Annotated in this window: 10 protein-coding genes; 5 read left to right on the top strand and 5 right to left on the bottom strand. The window is 46.6% G+C overall.

What is annotated here, in order from left to right; translation table 11 throughout:
- Window position 1: 1 nt before the first annotated feature.
- From CKO50_RS04545 to CKO50_RS04525, 5 genes are all read right to left on the bottom strand, one after another.
- Window positions 2–3607 (bottom strand): non-ribosomal peptide synthetase, encoded by a 3606-nt coding sequence (locus CKO50_RS04545; protein ID WP_095727194.1) that lies wholly within the window; start codon window positions 3605–3607, stop codon window positions 2–4.
- Window positions 3604–9030: a type I polyketide synthase gene (locus CKO50_RS04540; RefSeq protein ID WP_095727193.1), complete on the bottom strand. Its 5427-nt coding sequence runs from the start codon at window positions 9028–9030 to the stop codon at window positions 3604–3606. The genes CKO50_RS04545 and CKO50_RS04540 overlap by 4 nt, the downstream gene beginning before the upstream one ends.
- Window positions 9031–9118: 88 nt before the next feature.
- Window positions 9119–14338 (bottom strand): non-ribosomal peptide synthetase, encoded by a 5220-nt coding sequence (locus tag CKO50_RS04535; protein ID WP_095727192.1) that lies wholly within the window; start codon window positions 14336–14338, stop codon window positions 9119–9121.
- Window positions 14339–14530: 192 nt separating this feature from the next.
- Window positions 14531–15244 carry a chorismate-binding protein gene (locus CKO50_RS04530; RefSeq protein WP_095727191.1) on the bottom strand — a complete coding sequence of 238 codons (714 nt, stop codon included), beginning with the start codon at window positions 15242–15244 and terminating at the stop codon, window positions 14531–14533.
- Window positions 15245–15817: 573 nt separating this feature from the next.
- Window positions 15818–17434 carry a TonB-dependent receptor gene (locus CKO50_RS04525; RefSeq protein WP_141240122.1) on the bottom strand — a complete coding sequence of 539 codons (1617 nt, stop codon included), beginning with the start codon at window positions 17432–17434 and terminating at the stop codon, window positions 15818–15820.
- 438 nt (window positions 17435–17872) lie between these two features.
- Here CKO50_RS04525 and CKO50_RS24455 point away from each other — a divergent pair, with 438 nt between their 5' ends.
- The 5 genes from CKO50_RS24455 (at window position 17873) to CKO50_RS04495 (ending at window position 22948) form a co-directional block, all read left to right on the top strand.
- Window positions 17873–18544 carry an energy transducer TonB gene (locus CKO50_RS24455; protein ID WP_255229428.1) on the top strand — a complete coding sequence of 224 codons (672 nt, stop codon included), beginning with the start codon at window positions 17873–17875 and terminating at the stop codon, window positions 18542–18544.
- Window positions 18545–18557: 13 nt separating this feature from the next.
- On the top strand, window positions 18558–19280 hold the full coding sequence (locus CKO50_RS04510) for a MotA/TolQ/ExbB proton channel family protein (protein WP_095727187.1): 723 nt from the start codon (window positions 18558–18560) through the stop codon (window positions 19278–19280).
- Window positions 19280–19696, top strand: coding sequence for a biopolymer transporter ExbD (locus CKO50_RS04505; protein ID WP_095727186.1), 417 nt, complete (start codon window positions 19280–19282; stop codon window positions 19694–19696). The genes CKO50_RS04510 and CKO50_RS04505 overlap by 1 nt, the downstream gene beginning before the upstream one ends.
- Before the next feature lie 517 nt (window positions 19697–20213).
- Window positions 20214–20663: a SidA/IucD/PvdA family monooxygenase gene (locus CKO50_RS24450; RefSeq protein ID WP_255229427.1), complete on the top strand. Its 450-nt coding sequence runs from the start codon at window positions 20214–20216 to the stop codon at window positions 20661–20663.
- An 86-nt stretch (window positions 20664–20749) separates the two neighbouring features.
- Window positions 20750–22948: a TonB-dependent siderophore receptor gene (locus CKO50_RS04495; protein WP_095727185.1), complete on the top strand. Its 2199-nt coding sequence runs from the start codon at window positions 20750–20752 to the stop codon at window positions 22946–22948.
- Window positions 22949–23037: the final 89 nt, after the last annotated feature.

Genomic DNA, 23037 nt, shown 5'->3' with positions numbered 1-23037 from the left:
TTTAACGCTGAATGTCAGTCTGACGATTCGAACGGCGCTGCTGCCGCGTTTGTTGTTGTTTTCTCATAGAGCCTTGTCGAATGCGTCGTTCGCCTGCTCGACTACGATTGACTCTCTTTTGCTGGTCTCCGGCTAAATAGCGGGCCTGCGTAAAGATGGTGGGATTGGCAAATAACTTGGCCACGGCCACATCCTTATCAATCTGCTCCTTGAGCTTTGACTGAAGTCGGACGATGGACATGGAGTTACCACCGGCTTCAAAAAAGTTTTCGTGAATACCAATGTGTTCACGGGTCAATAGTGCACACCAGATATCAGCCAGTGTCTTTTCTAGCGCTGTTTTTGGTGGAACACGTTGTGCCTGCGCATCTCTTTGCGCCGCATCCGATGCAGGTAGGGCTTTTCGGTCAACCTTTCCACTGGGTGTGAGAGGTAACTTCTCAACAAAGACAAACTGAGTTGGGATCATCCATTCAGGTAACGAGGTTCGCAGATGAGCACGCAACGCATCCCATGCTAGCGTCGTATTTTCCTGTGCGGATGATGCGCCGATCAGCCATGCAATTAGCTGCCTACTTTCCCCTTCACCCCATGCATCGACGACGGCGTCTTGAATGCCCTCATGACATAAAAGTGCGGTCTCAATCTCGCCGCACTCAATGCGAAATCCGCGGATCTTCACTTGAGTATCCACTCGCCCAAGGTATTCAATATCGCCATTGGGTAACCAACGACATAAATCGCCCGTGCGATATAGCCGCTCTGCTGCATCCTGAAATGGATTTACAATGAACCGCTCATCTGTCAGGGTTTGACGATTTAGGTAGCCGCGGGTTACACCAGCCCCGCCAACATACAGCTCACCGGGGATCCCGATTGGCACTGGGTGTTGATGTTGGTCGAGAATGTAAGCACTCAAATCAGCAATCGGCTGGCCTATATTGCTTGTCGCAGACGCAATATCTTTTGCGGTTAACTTATTGAGCGTGACATGCACAGTGGTTTCAGTGATCCCGTACATATTCACCAAGGTCGGTGTTTGCTCACCGTGGCGTTCAAACCAAGGAGCCAACTTTGCAGGTGTCAGTGCCTCTCCGCCAAATATCACCCATCGCAGCGACAACTGCTCGGGCTGAGTCACATTGATTGCTTGCTCGTACTCAATCAATTGATAAAACGCAGACGGCGTTTGATTCAGTACCGTGATCTTTTGTGCTTGCAGTAACTGATAAAACAGCTCAGGTGAGCGCGTCGTCATGTATGGCACGATGACTAAGCGGCCGCCGTATATGAGTGCGCCCCAAATTTCCCAGACAGAAAAATCAAAGGCATGAGAGTGAAACAGTGTCCACACATCTTGATTGCCAAAGCCATATTCCTGCTCGGTGACTTTGAATAAACGCAGTACATTTTTATGCTCTACGCACACGCCTTTGGGCTTGCCTGTGCTGCCTGAGGTATAAATGATGTAAGCAAGGTTATCTAACCCAGCAAGCGGTGTTGGGTTCGCCGCACTTTGCGCCGCAACCGCATCAGCCAGCGCCGACACATCCACGACAAGCGCCTCGTTTTTAGGTAATCGAGAGACCGTAGCACCATGACATAACAACACCTTGAGCTCGGCATCTTGTACCATAAAGGCGAGCCGTTCTGTGGGATAATCAGGGTCTAGCGGCACATAGGCCCCGCCTGCTTTTAAGATTGCCAACAGTCCAATCACCACATCAAGTGAGCGCTCGACAAACAAGCCAACGCGCACTTCGGGCCCAACCCCTTGCTCACGTAAATAATGAGCGAGCTGATTGGCTCGTGCGTTTAAATCGCCATAACACACTTGCTGATTTTCAAACGTCAGTGCAACCGCGTTTGGAGATAACTCGGCTTGGCGTTCAAATAAAGTATGAACACAGCTGCTATGCTCCAGGTTCACCGTGGCCTTTTGCCCCTGATGCAAAAGCTGATGTTGCTCCGACTGCGTTAAAAGGGGCAGTTCAGCGATGGGTGTATGCGTATTTTCAGCAACCGCAGCTAACAAGGTTTCAAAGTGACCGAGTAAACGTTTTATGCGATCCGCATCAAATAAGTCTGCGCTATAGCGACATATCCCAGATAGTGACTCGCCCGCCACATCAATCAGATCGATACTCAAATCAAATTGACCTTCTTGCTGCGTCATTCGAAAAGGCTTGAGTGTCAGTCCATCTCTTCGCACGATATGATTTTCATCCGCCCCTAAAAAAAACGGAGCGAGGTCATCTTCTTCATGAGGTTGTTGCAAATTAAACTCAACTTGAAACAGCGGAAAGCGATTGCTGTCTCTTTGCGGTTTCAAACGCTCAATTAACAGAAGCGATGGATAGTCTTGATGAACTAACGCCTCTAACGTCGCCTTTTGCATCTGACTCAAAAAGGATGCAAAGCTTTGATTCGATTCTAATTTTCCTCGCAGTACAATAAAGTTAAAAAAGCATCCGCAAATATCTTTAAACTCAGCAAGACTGCGCCCTGCTGCCGCCGATCCTACCCAAATGTCATTTTGGCTAGTGTAGCGATGCAGTAGTACCTGAAAAGCTGCAACCAGCATGACATACAAGGTGTGGCCTGACTCACGCGCTTGTAATTTAAGCTGCTGGGTCAACGTTTTTGGCAACGTAAAGATAATGGATGCGCCATTACTGGTCTGAAGCAAGGGCCTCGGCCTGTCTGCTGGCAAATCGAGAATAGGCGGCTGTTCAGATAACTGGTTTTGCCAATAGCTCCATAACTGCTCTCCTTGCTCACTGGACAGCATGTTATTTTGCCAGCGTACATAATCTTGGTAGTGCCAATTCAAAGGCGGTAAGTTGGCTTGTTTTTCAGCCTTCAGCGCTGGGTATAGAGTTAAAAACTCCGACATCAGATTCCAAAATGACCAACCATCTGTGATGATGTGGTGTGTGGTGATCAGCAAAATATGCTTATCTTCTGCTTGCGTTAATAATGTCGCACGCAGCAACGGGCCATTTTCTAAGTCAAACAAACGCAAATAAGCGTCACGGGCACGCTGATAAACTTGTTCATCACCTTCGCCGACCACGTTTAGTACTTCAAAGCAGACATCTTGCTGAGGATGTACCGTTTGCATCGGTTCACCATGTTGCTCAGAAAAGGTCGTGCGCAAGGAAGGGTGGCGATTTACCAAGGCTTGCAAAGTCGCCTTTACGGTGGGTAAATCCAGCTTGGATAACATGCGCCAATGCATAGTCACGTTATATGCTGGGCTTTGCGGTGCGTTGCGATATAAAAACCAAAACGCTTTTTGTCCGTAAGAGAGCTCAAAGGTCTGAGTCTGCTCGCCTTTGACAAGCGCTGGCAATTGCACAGCATGGGTCGTGCTGCGCTGTGCCTCAAGCGTTTGTGCCATTCTCGCCTCGGATACTGTGCGATTTGATGGTGTTGTCAGATACGACAAAATATCTTGTTTATTGGCTTTCAATTGCGCTTTTAGCTCAGTGGGTATGCCCGCTTTAGAAGTACGCACCATAAGCTCGTCATCTTCAACCCATATACGACAATCAAGCGCCTGCAAATCGGCTAACAGGGTACGTACGGTCTGCATAATACTCATACCCTAAACTCCTCTTCCCCTTCTTGTAGCTCTGTTTGCGGTTTCACATTGAGGTTATGAGGCGGCTTTAACTCAGCGACCAGATCCAACACTGTGGTGCCTTCGCCCATAAATTTGGCAATGGAGATATCAACACCCAACTCTGCACGAATACGATTTCTCAACCCAACAGTCATCAGTGAATCCAAGCCCATTGAGTTCAGGGCTTGTGTTGGGCCTAGCTGCGTGGGACTGAGCTTAAGCACCGTAGCGAGTTCTTTGCGAATAAAGTCTTCTAAGATCTCATCATGTGCTTGCCAATCAGCTTGATCCAGAAGGTCCTGTACAGATAGTTGTGGAGATTGCACGTCAGTTTCTTGGCTCAACGAATGTAAAAATGGCGGTATGTCACCGGGATAAAACTGCTGTAAAAAGGCCGGCAAGCTACCTGGAAATACAAGTGCATGACTGAGCTGTGGGCTGCTAAGCAAGGCGTCAAGAATACTGAGGCCTTGCTCAGTTGATAGCATAAAATCACCTAAGCTTGCTTGCGCATCAGTATCGCCTGCCATGCCGCCTTCAGCCCAAAAGCTCCAGTTGATGCTTTGCGCTTGCAAGCCTTGCGAGGTACGGTATTGGCCAAGTGCATCAATAAAGGCATTGCCCGCAGCATAACTTGCCATGTTGAGGCCACCCAGTTGTGCTGCCGTAGAAGAAAAGAGCACAAAAAAGTCTAGCGCCAAGGACGCTGTATGACAGTGTAAATTCCAGCTGCCTTGCACCTTTGCAGCCATACCTTGGTTAAACTGCTGCCAACTTTGCTCAACTAAAGCAGCACGATCTACCACACCAGCGGCATGAATTACGCCCTTAAGCGTTGGCATGTCAGAGCTCAGCTGATGGAAAAGCTGCGCAACATCGCTTTCCTTCGCCACATCAGCCTGCATCACGAACACTTTAGCGCCCATCCCTTGCAACTGATCAATAGCCTCTTGGGCGAATTGAGAGGGCGCGCTGCGTCCAACTAACGCAATATGACGAGCGCCTTTTTCAACCATCCAACGTGCTAAATGCAGCCCCAATTTACCCATGCCACCTGTGATGAGATAGCTCTTGTCTGCTTGCAGAGAAATGTGTCCTTGCACAGGCGCACTGATGCTTGCTTCCATGCGTGCGACATATCGCTTACCTTTGTGATATGCGATGTGATCTTCTTTTTGCTCACCCTGTTCTGTCTGCTTAAGCTCATCTAATAAAGCGGATGTAGAAGGGTTATCTATCACTCCTCCCCAAAGATTTGGATGCTCTTGTGCAATTACCTTGGCAGTACCCCAAAGCGGCGCTTGGCAAACCGATACCGTATTATCGTCATCACCGACATTTACAGCGTCACGCGTAACAAACCATAGCTTTGCTGATTGCAGCTTCGCTGCCGCGCGCACAAGGTTAAGCACACTGGCGCCAATATGTGTTTGAGCTTGGTTCAGTGAAGACAATGACAGCGCGGAAGTTGTTGGGGCATCCAAACTCCAAAGATGCACCACGCCAACAGGTAACGCACCATGCTGATGATTAATATGAACGAAAAGCGCCTCAAAGCCAGCAGCTTCTTCGGCATCTATGTAGACTTTTTCACCAGTAAATGCGCTACTGCAATTCCCTTTTACAGGCTCTAACTCGGGGGCCGTTTTACTGTATACCAAAGTGCAGTTATTGCCTTGTTGCTGCAACTGTGCAGCTAGCGCTTCACCTTCTCCGGCTTGATCTGCAAAGATTAACCAATTGCCAAGGGCCTGCGCTTCAACCCTTGATGCAGGTAATGGTGCTGGTACCCAATTTAATGAGTAGAAATCATCTGCTTCTTGTGCAAAGTGACTGCGAAGTGTTTTGCCATCCATTTGCACTGCGGTTAAGCCTTCGATACTTGCAACGGCCTTACCCGCTTCATCAAATATTGAAATATCTAAAGTGAGACTTGGTTGCTCAGATTGAGCGTCCTCCACCACCTTAACCACACTCCACAAGGTGTTGCTGCCTGCACCAAACATGCTCACCTTGTCTATCGAGACTGGCAACCAGATCTTGTCAGATGACTCCGTCGGGTCAAACATCTGCACAAACATCACCTGCAAACACGCATCCAGCATTGCGGGGTGTAGCCTTTGGCTAGCATTTAGCAGCGCACTATCAGCAAGTAGGTTATCGGCCAGTGTAACCTTGCCAATGGCGACACCTTCTCCTTGATGTAATTGCACCAATCCTTGGAAATTAGTCCCATAATGTAAGCCTCGCGTTTGCCAAAGTGCGTATTGTTCAGCAACGGGGAGTTCATTTGGGCAACTAGATAACAGGGCTTCAAGGTCAATGTTCTGAGGCTGACTAACGGCTTGCTCAGCGACAACTTGACCAGTTACGTGTGCGCCCCACTGCCCGTGTGCATCTTGGCTAAACACTTGGAAAGAGTGACTTTGAACGGCTCTGTCATTGTGAGGAGCAGACATCACAGTTTGAATGGAAGAGGTACCCTGCTCAGGTAAAATAAATGCCTGCTCAAAAGAGATATTTTCCACTGCAATACTAGAGGTCTTTTCTCCCTGCACTTGCACGCCTGCGCAAAGAGCCATCTCAATATAACCTGCGGCGGGCAGTACTGCAGCACCAAACACGCGATGGCTTACCAACCAAGGTGCCGAATCTTCGCCTATTTCACTGGCAAAACGGGTCTTATCTGTATCTGCAAGTTGCAATTGTGCACCCAATAAAGGGTGGACCAGCTCATCATTTGTACTTTGCTTGTCCTTGCTCAGTGGCGCCATCCAATAGCGCTGACGCTGAAATGCATAGGTTGGTAAAGACACTTGTCGGCGCCCATACCCTGCATCAAACGCTTTCCAGTCCACAAGCCCGCCATGGCAATGCCATTGCCCTAGACTCTGTAATAGTTGCAATTCATCATCTTGGCCTGCTCGCAAGCTTGGCAAGAATAACTGTGCATGCCCATCCGCTAAACATTGCCTCGCCATCGCCAATAAAACAGGTTTGGGCCCAATCTCTATAAATGCCTCAATACTTCTGCTTAGCAGTGTATCTATCCCAGATGCGAAGCGTACAGGCGCACACACATGCTGCACCCAATAATCCGCACTTGCAATGTCCGCATTTATCATCTCGCCTGTCACATTGGAGCATACAGGGATACTTGGCTTGGCAAATTGAATACTCGCTGCAACGCTTGCAAATTCCGCTAACATCGGTGCCATCATCACAGAGTGAAAAGCATGAGAAACCGATAACGCTTTACTTTGAATTTCTTGTGCTTCCAGCATCGATACAAAGCCCGCCATCGACTCAGTATCACCAGAGATAACAATATTCTCAGGGCCATTCACAGCGGCAATCGATAAGCGCTCCGCAAAAGGCGCGATCAGTGTCTGTGCCTTGGCTTCATCCACAGGCAATACCAGCATTTCGCCAACCTGACACAAGCTGTGCATCAAGCGCCCACGCGTACTGATAAGCTTTAAGCCATCTTCTAAACTGAATACGCCAGCGAGGCACGCAGCGACATACTCACCCACGCTATGCCCCATGACCGCATCAGGGTGCACACCCCAAGACTGCCATAACTTTGCCAGTGCATATTCAATTGCAAACAACACAGGTTGGGTATACTGAGTTTGATTGAGTGCTTCAGCCTGTTGGCCATATAGTAACTCAAGTAATGGCACATCTAACGGTCGCAATATAGCATCACAGCGCTCTAGCGTTTCACGAAACAGCGCTTGAGACTCAAACAACTGCTGTCCCATTGCAAGATATTGTGCACCCTGCCCGGTAAATAAAAATGCCAGCTTAGGCGCTTTCTCTGGGGCCTGTGTACTGCTATAGTCTTTGCCTCTAAGTTGCTGCTTCGCGTCTTCCAATGAACTGGCAACTAAGCTTAACCGATGAGAGAAATGCGCCCGTTTATTGGCCGCGGTGTAGCACACATCCGCAAGTGCCAAATCAGGGTGGCTGTCTAGGTGCCTCGCTAACTTATCTGCCTGTTGCGCAAGCGCCTGTGCGGTTTTTCCCGATAAGGTCAAAACATGATGTTGTCGCTCAGTACTCTGTTTAACAGGTGGTGCGTTAATCGTGGGCGCTTCTTCCAGCACCATATGCGCATTAGTTCCACCCATGCCAAAAGAACTGACGCCCGCTCTGCGCGGCACCTCTTTGCGTGGCCATGACGTCAACTCGGTATTGACGTAAAAAGGGCTACTGACAAAATCAATGCTTGGGTTTGGGGCACCGTAGTGCAAGCTTGGTGGGATCTGCTGATGCTTTAACGACAGCACGGTCTTTATCAAACCAGCGATGCCTGCTGCGGCATCCAAATGACCTAAATTAGATTTCACCGTCCCAATTGGGCAATACCCTTTTTTCTTCGTGCCAAGCCGAAATGCCCGTGTTAAAGCGGCAATTTCAATGGGGTCACCAAGCTTGGTGCCTGTGCCATGTGCTTCAACATAAGAAATTGTCTCTGGGTCAACATCCGCAATGNGTGCCTCAGATATCACGGCTGCCTGTCCCTCAACACTTGGGGCGGTAAAGCCAACTTTACCAGCACCGTCGTTATTGATGGCAGAGCCTTTGATCACAGCATATATGATATCGCCATCCACCAGCGCATCAACAAGGCGCTTTAATGCCACTACGCCAGCCCCATTGCCAGGCACTGTGCCCTGTGATTGCGCATCAAAAGCACGGCAGTGGCCATCGGGAGATAACATCATGGCCTCATGATAAAAATACCCACTTTCATGGGGAACACGAGCTGACACTCCTCCCGCCAGCGCAATATCACACTCACCATTAATCAAGCTTTGACACGCCATATGTGTCGCGACAAGCGAGGTGGAGCAGGCCGTTTGAATGCTGACCGCAGGCCCCTTTAAATCCAGCTTATAAGCGGCATGTGTCGCTAAATAATCCTTGTCATTACCCAATAAAGTTGAAAACGCCTCAGCTTCTAAAAACGGCAGTTGATCCGATACACGGTCAAAGAAATAGCTCGTCATGCCAGCGCCAGCGTACACACCGATAGAATAAGTGTCTTTGTCGACGACATAGCCCGCATCTTCTAATGCTTCCCATGCACATTCTAAAAAAATGCGCTGCTGCGGATCGGTGGACTCAGCCTCTTTAGGAGATAAGCCAAAAAAGCCAGCATCAAATTGATCGATGTCCTCAAGCACAGAGCCAGCTTTTACATAATCAGGTCGAACCAAAATCGGGGCACTGATCCCTGCTTTTTGCAACGCATCGTCAGTGAAGGTGGTAATAGACTCTACTCCGTGCTTGAGGTTATGCCAAAACTCGTCCGCCGTTTTTGCACCAGGAAAGCGACAGGACAAGCCAATCACTGCGATATCCGAGTCACTTAACGATTCAAAAGTCGTCATAGTGTTACTTCCATTAATCTGCTTTGCTTTGATCCGTGCCCCATTTGGCGCTGACTTAAAAGGACCTTCTTGTCATATCTGTTCATGGTTAGGAGTTCTCCGTTCGGCTGCGCTTACGTGCTTGCCTCTGATCTTTTGCTGATTGCCGACTGGTACGCCTTTTATCAACTCGGTTACTGCGAGCTGCATGTTCAATCACTTCTTCACCTTCTAGATGTGCTGCGAGTGCATGTATGGTTGGATGTTCAAAAAGTTTGGTGATCGGCACTTCTTGACCTAACGCCTCCCACAGCTTGGCGTGAAGCTGCACTATTGAAGCCGAGTCGCCACCGACATCAAAGAAGCTGTCGTAGATCCCAATGTGGGTTCGATTAAGCAGCGCACACCATATCTCTGCCAAAGTTTGCTCAAGCTCTGTCTCAGGTAGAGTCTGCGTATCACTTCCAAGGCTTTGTGATAAATCTGGTGCTGGCAGTGCGTTACGGTCCACTTTGCCATTGGCTGATAACGGCAATACATCCAGCACAGTAATGGTGGTTGGCACCATATAGTCTGGTAATAAATCAGCGACATGAGCCTTTAACGCTTTGATTAAGTCACTTTGCGCATCCTTAGCAAGCACCTTATCCCACTGTAAAACCACGTACGCCGCAAGAAACTGCAAGCTTTGCGATTCTCCAAACGCAGTGACCACCGCAGAGCGAATATCACTATGGTCGGCCAAAATAGCTTCTATCTCTTTGAGCTCGATTCGATGGCCGCGGATCTTCACTTGAAAATCAGCACGTCCCATGATTTCCAAATTGCCATCTGGCAAGTACCGGGCAAGGTCGCCACTTTTGTACAGTTTTTCACCGCTCTGTGGATGAATAATAAAGAGTTCATTGGTTTTCTCCTCATCCTGCCAAAAACCTTTTCCTAGACCGCGTCCCCCCACATATAAGTCGCCTGTGACCCAAACAGGGCAAGGCGCAAGGTCTTGGTTAAGAACATGCAACGCTTGATTAGCCAGTGGCTTACCATATGGAACACTTTGCCAATTTGGATCGACATCTTCGATGACATAGTGGTTATTCCAAATTGACGTTTCAGTCGGACCACCTAGCCCAACAATCATCATATCTGGCCACAGGGAACGAATGCGGTTAGGCAGATCAACAGGGATCCAATCCCCACTCATCATCACCAAGCGCATATTTGGTGGCAGCAACTCATTACGCAGCTCTAGATAATCCACCAGCATCTGTTGTAATGCAGGGACTGTATTCCACACAGTGACCTTGTGCTCAATCATCAACGCTCGCCAATGTGCGGGATCTCGCAGTCTTTGCTGATCAGGCATTACCAACGCACCGCCTGCTGCAAGTACCCCAAAGACATCATAAACAGATAAATCAAAATTGAGTGCAGAGAGGCAAATTACTCTGTCGTTCTGTGTCACTGAGAATTTTCGATTCACATCTAAAATGGTGTTCACTGGCCCGCGATGCGGCAGCATGGTGCCTTTTGGCTTGCCCGTTGAGCCCGAGGTATACATCACATAAGCCAGATCTTCAGGGTCTATCACAACCGGAGTAAGCTGTGCTTGTTCTTGAGCAAGGTTGTCTTCTGTGATGATCAAGCGCGTGATCCCCGCCGAGAGCACTTGATGTTCAAATTGAGGTTGAGTGAGTGCAAGCGTAACCTGACCGTCGGCCAAAATAGTGTTGATGCGCGCTTCTGGCTGATGCGCATCAATCGGCAGATAAGCACCACCTGACATCAATACCCCTAGTACCGCCACGATTTGCTCCCAGCCTTTTTCCATCACCACAGCCACAAGGGTATTTGGTGCAACATCATGGCGCTGCAACCAATGCGCGGTACGCGTTGCAAGATCGAATAATTTTCCATAGCTCACACAGTGGTCGTGAGAGAGCACCGCTGGCGCATCAGGGGTTGCTGCCGCACGTTCGATAAATAATTCATGTAATAATGCGTCGGATACATCACCAGAAGTATCATTGATGGCAGTGCGCTCTGTGAGCTGCTTTTCCATTAACAGTGGTTGGAACTTGCTTTGCTGCCAAGTGGCCTCATCATTGGCAAGCGACGACAACATGGTGCTATACGCGTTTAACATGTCATCAATTAGCCCCTCCGGGAATAGCTCTTCGATACAGTCCCAATTGAGGATTAACTCGCCTTTGTTTTCAAAGATTTGATAATCGAGCCATACTTGCGGGGTCTGGCTAACAGTGTAAGCAATGTCACCAAATTGGCTCACAGATGACATATCTGAACCAAGCGAACCAAGCCCCAACGTGCTACTAAATACCACAGGCATGGCTGCACGCTGATTACCACCTTGTCGCCTCGCCAACTCGCGCAGTACTTGCACACCATGGATTGCATTGTGGTCTAAGTCATCCATCAACTGTTGTTGAATACGCTGTGCACGGGCAATAAATGGTTCTTCAATCGTATGATCCACTTCTAACAACAACAGCGAAGTGAAATCACCGACTACATCGTTTATTTGGCAATGTAGAGGCTGGCGTGTAAACAGCGTGATATTGATGACAAAGTGCGCATTTTTGCTCCAAATTGCCAGCACTTCGGCAAATACCGATAGCAGCAAGGCCGATGGCGTCAAATTCACTTTGGCTGCACGCGTCTGTAAAGTTTGCCATGTATCCGCGGGCACTGTGATCCCACGGTGTGTAAACTCATGGCTTTTCAGCGCTTCAGGTTTAATTGCAAAAGGCAGATCCGGCGTAGGCGGCAAATTATCTAAGCGCGCAAACCAGTAGTCCTTGGCCTTTTGGTAATGTGCGGTTTCTTTAAATGCTTCTTCGGCCAGCACGTAATCGCGGAAGTTGATTTCCAGTGGTTCAAGCTTGTGTGGCTGATAGATAATGTCATGTAATTCTCTAAAGATCAGGAACATGCTCCATGCATCCATGATCAAAAGATCTAGCCCAACATGCAAACGGGTGCGGTTGTGCTCAAGTCGCGTCGCTTTGATTTCAAAAATAGGCCAAGTGTAGGGGTCTAAGATCTGGTGCGACATTTTATCCCGTGTGGTCATGAGTTCGCGCTCTACCAAGGCCTCAGGCTGGTTGATAAGATTACTCACTTCAATCTCGTAAGGAGGTACATCCTCTAAGATCTGCTGCCTACCGTCCGGTAACATCACTGCACGTAACATATCTTGGCGCTGAATTAAGCGCTGCCAGCCAGCATTAAAGCGCGCCAAGGCTTCATCGTCATAATCACAGTCAATCTCGGTGTACCAGTGTGTTGCCACGTTACCAAGGAATGTGTCACCTCGACCAAAAATATAAGCGAGCTGAATGTCTGTTAACGGAAACGGTTTTGAGCGGTCTTGCGCAGATGGGATCAGCTGAGGTAACGCATTGCTCAAAGCTGGTTCCGCAGTTTTGGCTGTGCTTTCTGTCGCTTGTGTCGCAAGCACCTGATCGATAATGTGATCTGTCAGCGCCGTTAATGTCGAATGTTTAAACAACGCCGCCGATGATACCGCCCGACCAAGGCCGGTTTGCAAGCGATTTCTCAGTGCAATCGCAGCTAAAGAGTCCATCCCTAACTCAAAAAAGCTAGTGTGTACATCTTGCAACTGGGATTCATCTAAGCGCAGTGCAACAGCCACTTGCGTGCGAATATAGCTCAGTAAGTGATCGCGCTGAGCTTGTGGCGACGCAAACTGAGCTAATTCATCAACAAATGAGCCAGCTTGGGTTTTGTGCTCACCGCGCAGCTCGTTGAGTTCTCGCAAGTTCGAGCGCTGGATTTTTCCGACGGTGGTTTGCGGTAATTCGTCAATAAACTCAATCCAACACGCATGATTTCTCGCCGAGTGTGTTCGAACAAAGTCTTGTAATTCCAAAGCGAGATCCGCTGAGGGACTAAATCCACCTTTAAGAGAGACATAAGCAACTGGGGTGATGATCCCCTCATCAGCAGATCCTACGACGCCCGTTTCAAGGATGGCGGGGTGTTCCTGTAAAACCGACTCAATGTCTTTTGGCGATACCCATTGACCGCCTATTTTCATCAAATCATCTTCACGGCCGACATAATAAAAAAAGCCATCTTCATCGACTTTAAAAGTATCCCGCGTGTTACACCACTCACCTAATAAAGTTGCCTGTGTTTTATCTGGGTTATTCCAGTAACCCAGGGTAATGCTCTGCCCTTTGATCAGTAAGGTGCCTCTTTCACCAACCGGTAATTCCTCTCCCTCGTCATCAACTATTTTTGCTTCATAGCCGGGTACCAGCTGACCAGTACTGCCCACTTTGGCACTGCCTGCCCGATTTGAAATAAAAATATGCAGTGCTTCTGTTGAACCAATACCCTCTAACAGTTCTAAACCAAAGCGCGCTTGCCATTGTTCAAACAACGGCTTAGGAAGTGGCTCCGCGGCAGATAAGCACATGCGAACATCGCCAAGCGATGTTCGTCCATCTCGCTCAGCAGCTTGCAACAGCACAGTAAAGTTGGTCGGGACGCTATAAAATACACTTGGCTGATGGCGCTCAATGATGTGAAAAACCGCTTCCGGGGTAGGTGCGCCTGGCAATAGCACCGCCGTGCCGCCTGTCCACAGCGGGAAGTACAAACTGTTACCTAGGCCGTATGCAAAAAACAGTTTTGGCACAGAGAAAGAAATATCTGATCCCGTCAAGCCAAGTGTCTGCACAGCATAGCGTTCAGAGGTCACTATCATGTCTTGATGACGGTGAATGATCCCTTTTGGCAACCCTGTCGTGCCTGAGCTGTAAAGCCAAAAAGCGACATCATGACGACCCGTTTCAACGGCTTCTAGCTCAGCTGATGCATCCGCCAGCCGCCCCTCTAAGCTCGGATATTCCGTGCTATCATCACCACATACCAAAATATGCTCAAGATATGTTAACTCAGATAAAATAGGTGCAACCGCATCCAAAAGTGATGCGTGTACAACCAGCACGCGTGCGCGGCTATCTTGCAGTAAATACGCGTATTCAACACTGTCTAACAAGGTATTCAATGGTACTGCGACCGCACCGATTTTCATAGTACCAAAAAAGGTAAATCCGAACTCAGGGATATCGGGAAGTAACATCGCAATACGCTCTTCAATACGCACCTCAAGGTCTCGAAGCACATTACCAAAGCGATTGACGTTTTCATGAAGCTGGCGATATGTGATCACACGCTCTTCACACAAAATAGCGGGCTTGTCACTGCGGCCTTCTTCTATGTGCCTGTCGACAAACACGGTTGCAGCATTGAGCTTTTCTGGAATACTCAGTTCAGACATCAAGACTCTCTCTAAAAAATAGCTAAGGAATGCAAGTCAATCACCTTCAAAAACAGGTAGCTGCCTGCAAAAATTACGGCACAGGCCGCGTTACTGCTCACAGAATACGTACGGTGCAATATCTGCGAACTTTTCGATTGTTTCGGTAAATTCTCGTTCTGGGGTCGATAGGCCAACCATGCCGCACCCGGCCTATATCCAATACTTGTCGGCATCTTGAAATACAGAGCGCAGTACCAAACACGCTTCAAAGTCGTGTTTGTCCAGCATTAAAATTGCGCCGGAGTAAAGGCCTCTTGAACCGGCTTCAATGTGCAAAATGGATTCGATAGACTCTGCTTTGGGGATCCCAGAAGCAGTAATAGAAGGTAATAACTCATCAAAGGCATGCCATGCACCTTTGCTTGCACTGAGCCGATCGCTTTGTCCCACACCAATGCGCGCCAAGTTTAAAGTCACATAGCCATACTGATTAGCGGTATCAACATAAGAATACACGGCGGGGTTCAGAGGAAAGTCCAAATAAACACCGGAGTAAGTCCCCCCAGATAACAAAATCTGTAGCGTTTTATCTTTAAAAGACCCATTAACACATAAAGCCCCGACAACCTGATACATGGTTGTATCGTTTGGACTGAGGTTGACTTGAAATGTGCGCTCATGGCAGCGACGGTGGCGCGCTTTTAACACCTGCTTCACCTCGTTGGAGCCTGTTATCGTCAAGCTGCCATCGCCCAAATGCGCTTGCGTCGTGTGCTTAACCTCTGAGCCAGCCGTATATGGAGAAGTTACCTCAGCCTTCTCTTGGCTCCATGTACACGGCACAAAAAACATCACCAAAGGCAACAAAGCTTGATGCCACCAATTAGCTTTATTATTCTGTTTTTGATGTCGCCAGCATCTCATGCCCAGGTCTCCTTTCACAACTTTGATCCGTTGACGCAGTTCGTCAGTCTTATTAATGTGGACACCCTGCCTTACCAGACCCGTAATAAATAAATTAAAAAATTTATGAAAAAGCGTTTTGAGGGTTATTCAAGTAGGAAAGGGGAATGATAAAAAAGGAGTGACAACAAGGTGTAACGAGACCTAGCCGATTTCCCAGAGCAAATCCGAAGATATATTCCATTGGTGACTCGTTAATTTGGTTTTGAAGAAGTCACCCCAACTGGGGAAAACTCCCGCAGTTGGGTGGTGAAAAGGCGAACCGCAAGGAACGCATAGTTGAGCATGTAGAAACATGTAGGATAGTTAGAAAAATGCTCAATTCTTCCACCTAGCTGAAAGGCCATGACCTCACAGAGGATTAGGTTAGGAACTGATTATTGTCATATCAGGGGCAAACTTATGCCCTAACCAAAACCCACCTTGAACAATCATTCACAATTAACAGTTGACACTATAAAATGGGTGTACACATTTTTCGTTGGTATCCAACCTTACATGTGCCAAAGCAAAAAATATATTCTCGTGAACTACCTAGGCCTCAAGTTTAATATTATCAAACTCATATCCACCGTTAAAATTGACCAGTGTATAGCTTTCCAGAGGGTTTTCATTAGCAACATCAGAATAGGATGAACCTGTATAGCTAATTGATAGATTCGCAAATAAGCCTGAGTCATGGTTATAACTTAACCCAAGTACTCCTGTTTCTTTCGGTGCGAAGCTAAACTCATTACCGCTGTAATCTTGAGAGCCATCAACAGACTCAAACTCATCATACTCAGTATTTGATATTGCAAAACCTGAGTAAAAATCAAGCTGCTCAGTGATAGCGAAATTGAAGCTCATTTCCACACCTGTAAGTGTTGACTTACCAGCATTATCTGTCATTGTGAATGCTGAGTTAGTAGTACCAGGTTCTTGAACGGCTACTTGCTGATTAGTCCAGTCACTGTAATAAACATTGGCATTAAACACGCCCTTACCATTAAATAGTACTGCACGTAGAGACGCTTCGTAATTCCAAAGCTCTTCTTCCTCAAAATTGCTGATACCATTAAGCAGCGTTAACTCCGTTCCACCTGAACGATAACTCTTTTTGATAAAGAAACTAGTTGATACATCATGGCTCCACTTATATGTAACGCCCGCATGTGGCAATATATTACTAAATTCTTCTGTTGAAGCTGTTTCAGGTACTTCAGCGATTAAACCTTGTAATTGCGCATTCGCGGTGAAGATAATTTGGTCTACCGTTAATGGGCCAAGCTGAACAGACCCTAACGGGCTACCCAATTGTGGTAACACGTAATTTGATGCGGTGTTAGTTTCCGTAACATAATCTTGTTTCTCGTTATCGTACCTCACACCAGCATTAAATAACCAGTTTTCGCCAAGTGCGTACTCCCATTCTGTAAATACAGCCCAAGTGGACGTATCTACATCTGTTCTACCGGATTGGACTGTATCGAAATATGGTGCGTATAAAGCCACCGGTAAAACGGTATCAGTGGTTAAGATTAGCCCTAATGGAACATCAGATAAGCCCTGGCTTCTGGCAAAATCATCAAACAGAACCGGCAAGTTATAGTCAATTTCATTTTTTTGTCTTAGGTTAGCTTCGATGTTTGAGAAATAAACACCAGAACTGCCGCACAACCCATCACCAACGAAATTGAAGCGCAATTCTTGAGAGAAATTATTATCTTCACTGTTACGGTTTACGATACCACCACCAGAACCTAACGCACTTGGCGTTTGGTCTGCATCACTTAGACGGACACGCTCACCCTTTTGATAAGCTGTAATGCTCTTCAATGACCAAGCGTCATTAACATAATAGTCCACGTTTAGTGAAAATAAATCAGCGTCGGTATCAAAGCTTGATTCAGCATCGGCCAAAGCAACCCGGTCTTCAATGGGTGCAAAGTCACCATAGTAAGTTGTTGATAGTCCATATTCACTCTCGATGCGCTGATATGATAATACAGCTTTAAAATTATCGCTTGGTTGATACAACCACTTTAAGCGATAGACATTGTTCTGGCTGTTACCATAGTCATCTTCATCACGCGTAATGTTCGTAACATAACCATCTGAGGAATTGCTTTCAGCGGATAAACGAANCCCCATCCACAATATTAATCGCACCACTGACTACCAGAAGTAATACACATGCTACGGCTGGCTGTCTTATCGATTCCATGCAATAAAACCAGCTCATTATACCTGCCCACATGCTAAAGCCACCTAATACAGCTGTAAGTAAAAATACATCTCGTGGAATTGGCATTGCAAAGCCAATATTTATAAAAAAGCTCATGGAACAAACAACTTGTATATTCAACACAAAACAAGTAAATTGATAATGATTTGCATTTAAATTTATAGCGGATGTACGTAGTTGTGCCTACCTCATACACAAAAGCTTTGCGGCTGCAAACCTTTGATGTCGTTTCCTTCAGTTTATGTCTCCTTGTTATTGCTATTCATATTGGAGGTATTGCTTTTGCGTGGACAGCGACCTCAACACCTGAACCAATGGAAATATCTTCTCAGCACTCAAGTATTAAGGGAAGGTTTATCAACTTGCCTAATCAAAAAGATTACAGCACAGTTCAACAACTTGAGTCTGTTATAGAGCCTGAACCTGTTGTAGAACCTGAGCCTATTGTAGAACCTGAGCCTGTTGTAGAGCCTGAGCCTGTTGTAGAGCCTGAACCTGTTGTAGAGCCTGAACCTGTTGTAGAGCCTGAGCCTATTGTAGAGCCTGAACCTGTTGTAGAGCCTGAACCTGTTGTAGAGCCTGAACCTGTTGTAGAGCCTGAACCTGTTGTAGAACCTGAACCAGTTGTAGAACCTGAGCCTGTTGTAGAGCCAGCTCCAGTCAGATCCGCAGTCCAACCAGAACAAAAAGATGTTAGTAACACGGCTGAGACGGCCACCCCCCCTCAAGATCCGAGTTTACCGCCAGGACTTGTATTGCCGCACATGAGTGACGCTAATGCATTAAACAATCCGGCACCTATTTACCCAAGATTATCCCGTAAATTTAAAGAGCAGGGGACAGTCTTATTAAAAATTTATATTGAAGCGGACGGCAGCGTCTCTGAGATAGAAATACATGAGTCGAGTGGCCACGGTCGTCTAGATCAGTCTGCAAAAGCAACTGTAAAACACTGGCAATACCAACCGGCAACTCAAGATGGACAAGCGATCGGTTATTGGTACCTACAGCCTGTCAATTTTGCATTAAATTAAATAAGGAACAGTCATGGAGAACCCATACGGAATCGCCGCCATGTGGGCACAAAGCGATATCGTCATTAAAGCAGTAGCGTTTAGTTTACTATTTATGTCAATCGCAACTTGGTGCGTTATATTAATTAAAGGCGTTAAGCTTTATAAACTAAAACAGCCACTTGTTGGCTCAAAACAGTTTTGGCACGCACAAGATTTGCAGTCAGGTATTTTATTGCTCGAAACGCCAACAGGCCAAGCGACGCCCTTTAGTTCACTGGTCAACGAAGGCATGCATGCCAAGGCGCATCATGAGCAACACAAAGAAGATTTGCATGGTAATTTACCTATCGCGGAATGGTTAACTGCCAGCTTACGAACTTCTATTGACGAAAGTAAATCGGAACTACAGAGTAACTTAGCGATACTCGCTTCCATTGGTGCCACCGCGCCCTTTATCGGCTTGTTTGGTACGGTATGGGGAATTTACCATGCCCTGATAAGCATTGGCGTTAGTGGCCAAGCAAGTATCGACAAAGTAGCAGGTCCTGTGGGTGAAGCATTAATTATGACTGCTTTTGGCCTTGCCGTCGCTATCCCCGCAGTACTGGGTTACAACGCACTCACTCGGGGAAACAAACGCGTTGTAAACCGCCTGAACCACTTTGCTCACGAATTACACGCATTCTTACTGATGGGCTCTGCACCAAGTGCAAACGCTAAGCGCCCAGTATTTAAATCGGTCGGAGGTAAATAATGGCGTTTGGCCAAGGATTTGAAGATGATGAAGAGATCATGGCTGAAATAAACATGACACCTCTTGTAGATGTGATGCTGGTATTATTGATCATTTTTATTATCACTATGCCTGTGATCACTCAGTCCATTGAAGTAGAGCTGCCCAAAGCAGCCTTGCAAGAAACCAGCGTAGAGGTATTGCCCGACAGCGTTTCTTTGATAGTACAAGCGAATGGTGATATTCAGTGGCAGCAACAAGCCATCACGCTCGCTCAACTTAAACAACGTTTAGTTGAAGTTGCAGCACAATCACCTCAGCCTCCGATCCAATTACAAGGCGCAGCCAAAGTCCCCTATGAAAAAATAGTCGAGGTTATGGCACTGGCGCAGCAATCGGGCGTTAACTCGCTAAACTTTGTGACACAAACCAAGTAATAAAAGCAAGATAACGCTAAGCGGGGTGTCGCCTTGTGATAACGCTATGAAGATAAAGAGACAAACAGAACTTAGAGTTTTAACACAGTGCACGGGAAGAGGTTGGGCACTAAACGATGAAGGATCTCGTTAAGGCCATTTAAATACGAATTAATTTCATAAATATTTAAATAAAATAAATTCTCACTCGTTTAATTCAAAAAATCAATTTAGATGAGCTTCTAATAATCATACTAATTCGCTTAATTAAGTGATCTATTTTGAGGCGAGAAAACCTTGTCGATAACACCGCTACCGCATCCTGCTATCGCCAAGGTACCTACATCCATGTAGGCAAGGCGAAAATTTTGCTATTTAGTTGTTCTAAGTGGAAAATTTTTAATGCCGTTAGCGTCAGGTTTGCTCCTTCAAATTGAGCGAGTAAAGACTAATTGGTATCAATAGCGCCCTATCAGTCTTGACGCTCGGTAGTCCCTAGGACAAGAGCAGTAGTTATCAGTAACTGTGAGGATTAAGTATGAACAACACGTCTCGCTTTTCATTAGTAAATCTTGGCTTTGGCGCTTCTAATATTGCACAAGCAATCGCACTTCACAGACAAGGGCTAATGGACTGGGCTAATCACGCCTTATTTATGGATTTACGCGGCCGCGTAGATGATAACCAAGTCGATTTTGTTGTTCGTACAAACTCTATTAAGCCTTCAGACAATAGTCCATTTGTAAATGAAATTTTCAACACAGAATACACTGATAAGATTTTCTCCAAATCCGATATCGAGCACCAAGCCTTCTACAAAGAATATCGTCAAACAAATTACGCCTATCCCGAATTACCACTTATTGAACAGATTTACGGCGTTTTTTACGAACAAGAAGTACGTAGCCAAGAAATTGGTGAGGTACTTATACAACCAAAACAAACATCAACGCATCAAGTTACTGATAACACGACGCTAGTGAACTAGCCTCGAACTAAAACGGGTAATTGAGAAAAGCTCTGCTCAATTACCAAATAATTAAACCTGCTTCTCAAAAATAGTAAGGAGTCTTTGTGAAACAACAACGCTCAACCCCATTATTAACCTTATCACCCATTGCTACCGCTATGTTAGGTTTAACACTGATGTCAACTGCACATGCTGAAGATAACTCCCCCAGCAGACTAAAAGCGGTTACCGTCAATGCTGATGCCGACCAAGAAACGGCAACAGGTCCGGTTGAAGGTTACAATGCACGCCGCAGTGCAACTGGCTCAAAAATCGATGTTGCAATAATTGAAGTGCCACAAACCATCAATGTTGTCACCGCAGATAAAATTGAAGCCATTGGCGCAACGCGTGTAACAGAAGCATTATCATATACCGCAGGTGTGAATACCGCACCTTGGGGTGACTTACCACAATACGATTGGTTATACATTCGTGGTTTCGATGCTTATGCACCTGGTTTCTACCAAGATGGTCTTCAGATCCGTAACAGTGGTAACTGGGGTTTATGGCAGACCGAAAGCTACGGTATGGAGCGTATAGAAATTCTTAAAGGCCCTTCTTCGGTATTATATGGTCAAAATGGTCCGGGTGGCGTAGTAAACCTAGTTAGTAAAATGCCAACGCCATTTTCGCAAAATGAGCTGCAGATCAAGCTTGGCAACAACAGCCTCAAACAACTAGCCGTTGATATGTCAGGTCCAATTGACGACGACAGCGAGTATTTATATCGCGTGACAGGCTTAACCAAAAAATCTGATTTGAGTACCGATCCACTAGAAAACGATCGTGACTACTTAGCACTGTCAATGACTTGGCAACCAAGTAGCCAAGGGAAAATCACCTTTTACTCACAATACTACGACATTGAGTCTGGCGCTGCTTGGCACGCCTACCCAACAACAGGTACTATTTTGCCGAACCCTAACGGCCAAATCCCGTTTTCAACATTGATTGGTGAGCCTGATTTCAACCGCTACAACCAAGAACAGTGGGTGGTAGGCTATAAAGGCGAATATCACTTCAATGACAACTGGCAAATCAAGCAACACGCGCGCTATGCGGAATTTGACGTTGACTATGGCGTCATTTGGGGTAAATGGGCGCAAAAAAATGCTGATAACCCAAGTGACCCTGAAAACTTCCGTTACTTAGCCCGTACTCCACTATCAAGTAAAGAGAAAGTCAGCGGCGCTACTATCGACACGCATTTGATTGGTCTGTTTTCACACGGCAACGTAGAACACACATTACTCATTGGTGCCGATTATCAAGATACAGAGATTGAAGTGAGAGCGCGCTACGGCGGTGTGTTAGCTGATCTTGATATCTTTAACCCGACTTACGGCTCAAGTGTGATCCAGCCTGAACCTAATATCAAGGGTGTTTCCAAGCTAGAGCAATTTGGTATTTATATCCAAGACCAAATCAAAATTAATGAGAAGATCATCATTTCTTTGGCTGGTCGTTGGGATGAAGCAAAGCTAAAAAATGAGACGCTAGAAGGTCAAGTAGACCCGACATCAGTGCGTACAGACAGAGAATTTAGTGCTCGCGCCGGGGTTGTTTATTTAGCTGACAACGGCTTAGCACCTTACTTTAGCTACTCTGAATCTTTTGCACCGACAACCAATGTTGACCCTGCTACCGCTCGTCCTTTCTCACCTGAAACAGGTAAACAATACGAAACCGGTGTGCGCTATCAACCAAAGGACTCAACTTCAAGCTATAGTGCAGCGGTATTTGAGATTGAACGTAGTGACTTCACTCAGTGGGTATGGACAACCGAACCTGCTGGCTACAAACAAACGGGTGCCATCGTTGTACGCGGTTTAGAGTTTGATACCTTTGTACAACCAACTGAAAAAATGAACTTAACCGCTTCTTACGCTTATATTCCAAAAGCGGATGTCACTGAAAGTGGTCTAGATCCAAGACTTGCTGACGAAGTGGGCAAACAGGATAAAGCCGTTTCAAAGCATCAGTTTAATATCTGGAGTGACTATCAACTTACCGACAACTTCACTGTAGGTTTAGGTGCACGTTACACAGGAAGTAACAAAGGTACTGGTGAAAAAGCACCTAAAACCGTTGAGGGTTACACCCTGTTTGATGCCATGGCAAGTTACGATCTGGCACAATGGCGCTTTGCACTGAACGTACGTAACCTAACTGACAAAAAGGTTATCGCTTCATGTGGCGCGACATCATGCTCTTATGGCAGTCGCCGAAACATCGCATTAACTGCAACTTACCAATGGTAAGTGATAGCAACTAGAGTTAACTCTCACAAAAACGGCGCTACTCAGTGCCGTTTTTATTTTCAAAAGACAAATTGGTATTAGAGCGATGA

The sequence above is a fragment of the Pseudoalteromonas sp. HM-SA03 genome, assembly GCF_002289345.1.
In the GTDB taxonomy this organism is placed as follows: domain Bacteria; phylum Pseudomonadota; class Gammaproteobacteria; order Enterobacterales; family Alteromonadaceae; genus Pseudoalteromonas.
The sequence above is the reverse complement of the archived record's forward strand: the minus strand, read 5'-3'. Positions and strand labels throughout refer to the sequence as shown.

Bases quoted from the DNA above. Each gene is read 5' to 3' on its own strand.
- CKO50_RS24450 (WP_255229427.1), top strand. From the start codon at position 20,214: ATGAACAACACGTCTCGCTTTTCATTAGTAAATCTTGGCTTTGGCGCT.
- CKO50_RS04505 (WP_095727186.1), top strand. From the start codon at position 19,280: ATGGCGTTTGGCCAAGGATTTGAAGATGATGAAGAGATCATGGCTGAA.
- CKO50_RS04535 (WP_095727192.1), bottom strand. From the start codon at position 14,338: ATGTCTGAACTGAGTATTCCAGAAAAGCTCAATGCTGCAACCGTGTTT.
- CKO50_RS04510 (WP_095727187.1), top strand. From the start codon at position 18,558: ATGGAGAACCCATACGGAATCGCCGCCATGTGGGCACAAAGCGATATC.
- CKO50_RS04545 (WP_095727194.1), bottom strand. From the start codon at position 3,607: ATGAGTATTATGCAGACCGTACGTACCCTGTTAGCCGATTTGCAGGCG.
- CKO50_RS04530 (WP_095727191.1), bottom strand. From the start codon at position 15,244: ATGAGATGCTGGCGACATCAAAAACAGAATAATAAAGCTAATTGGTGG.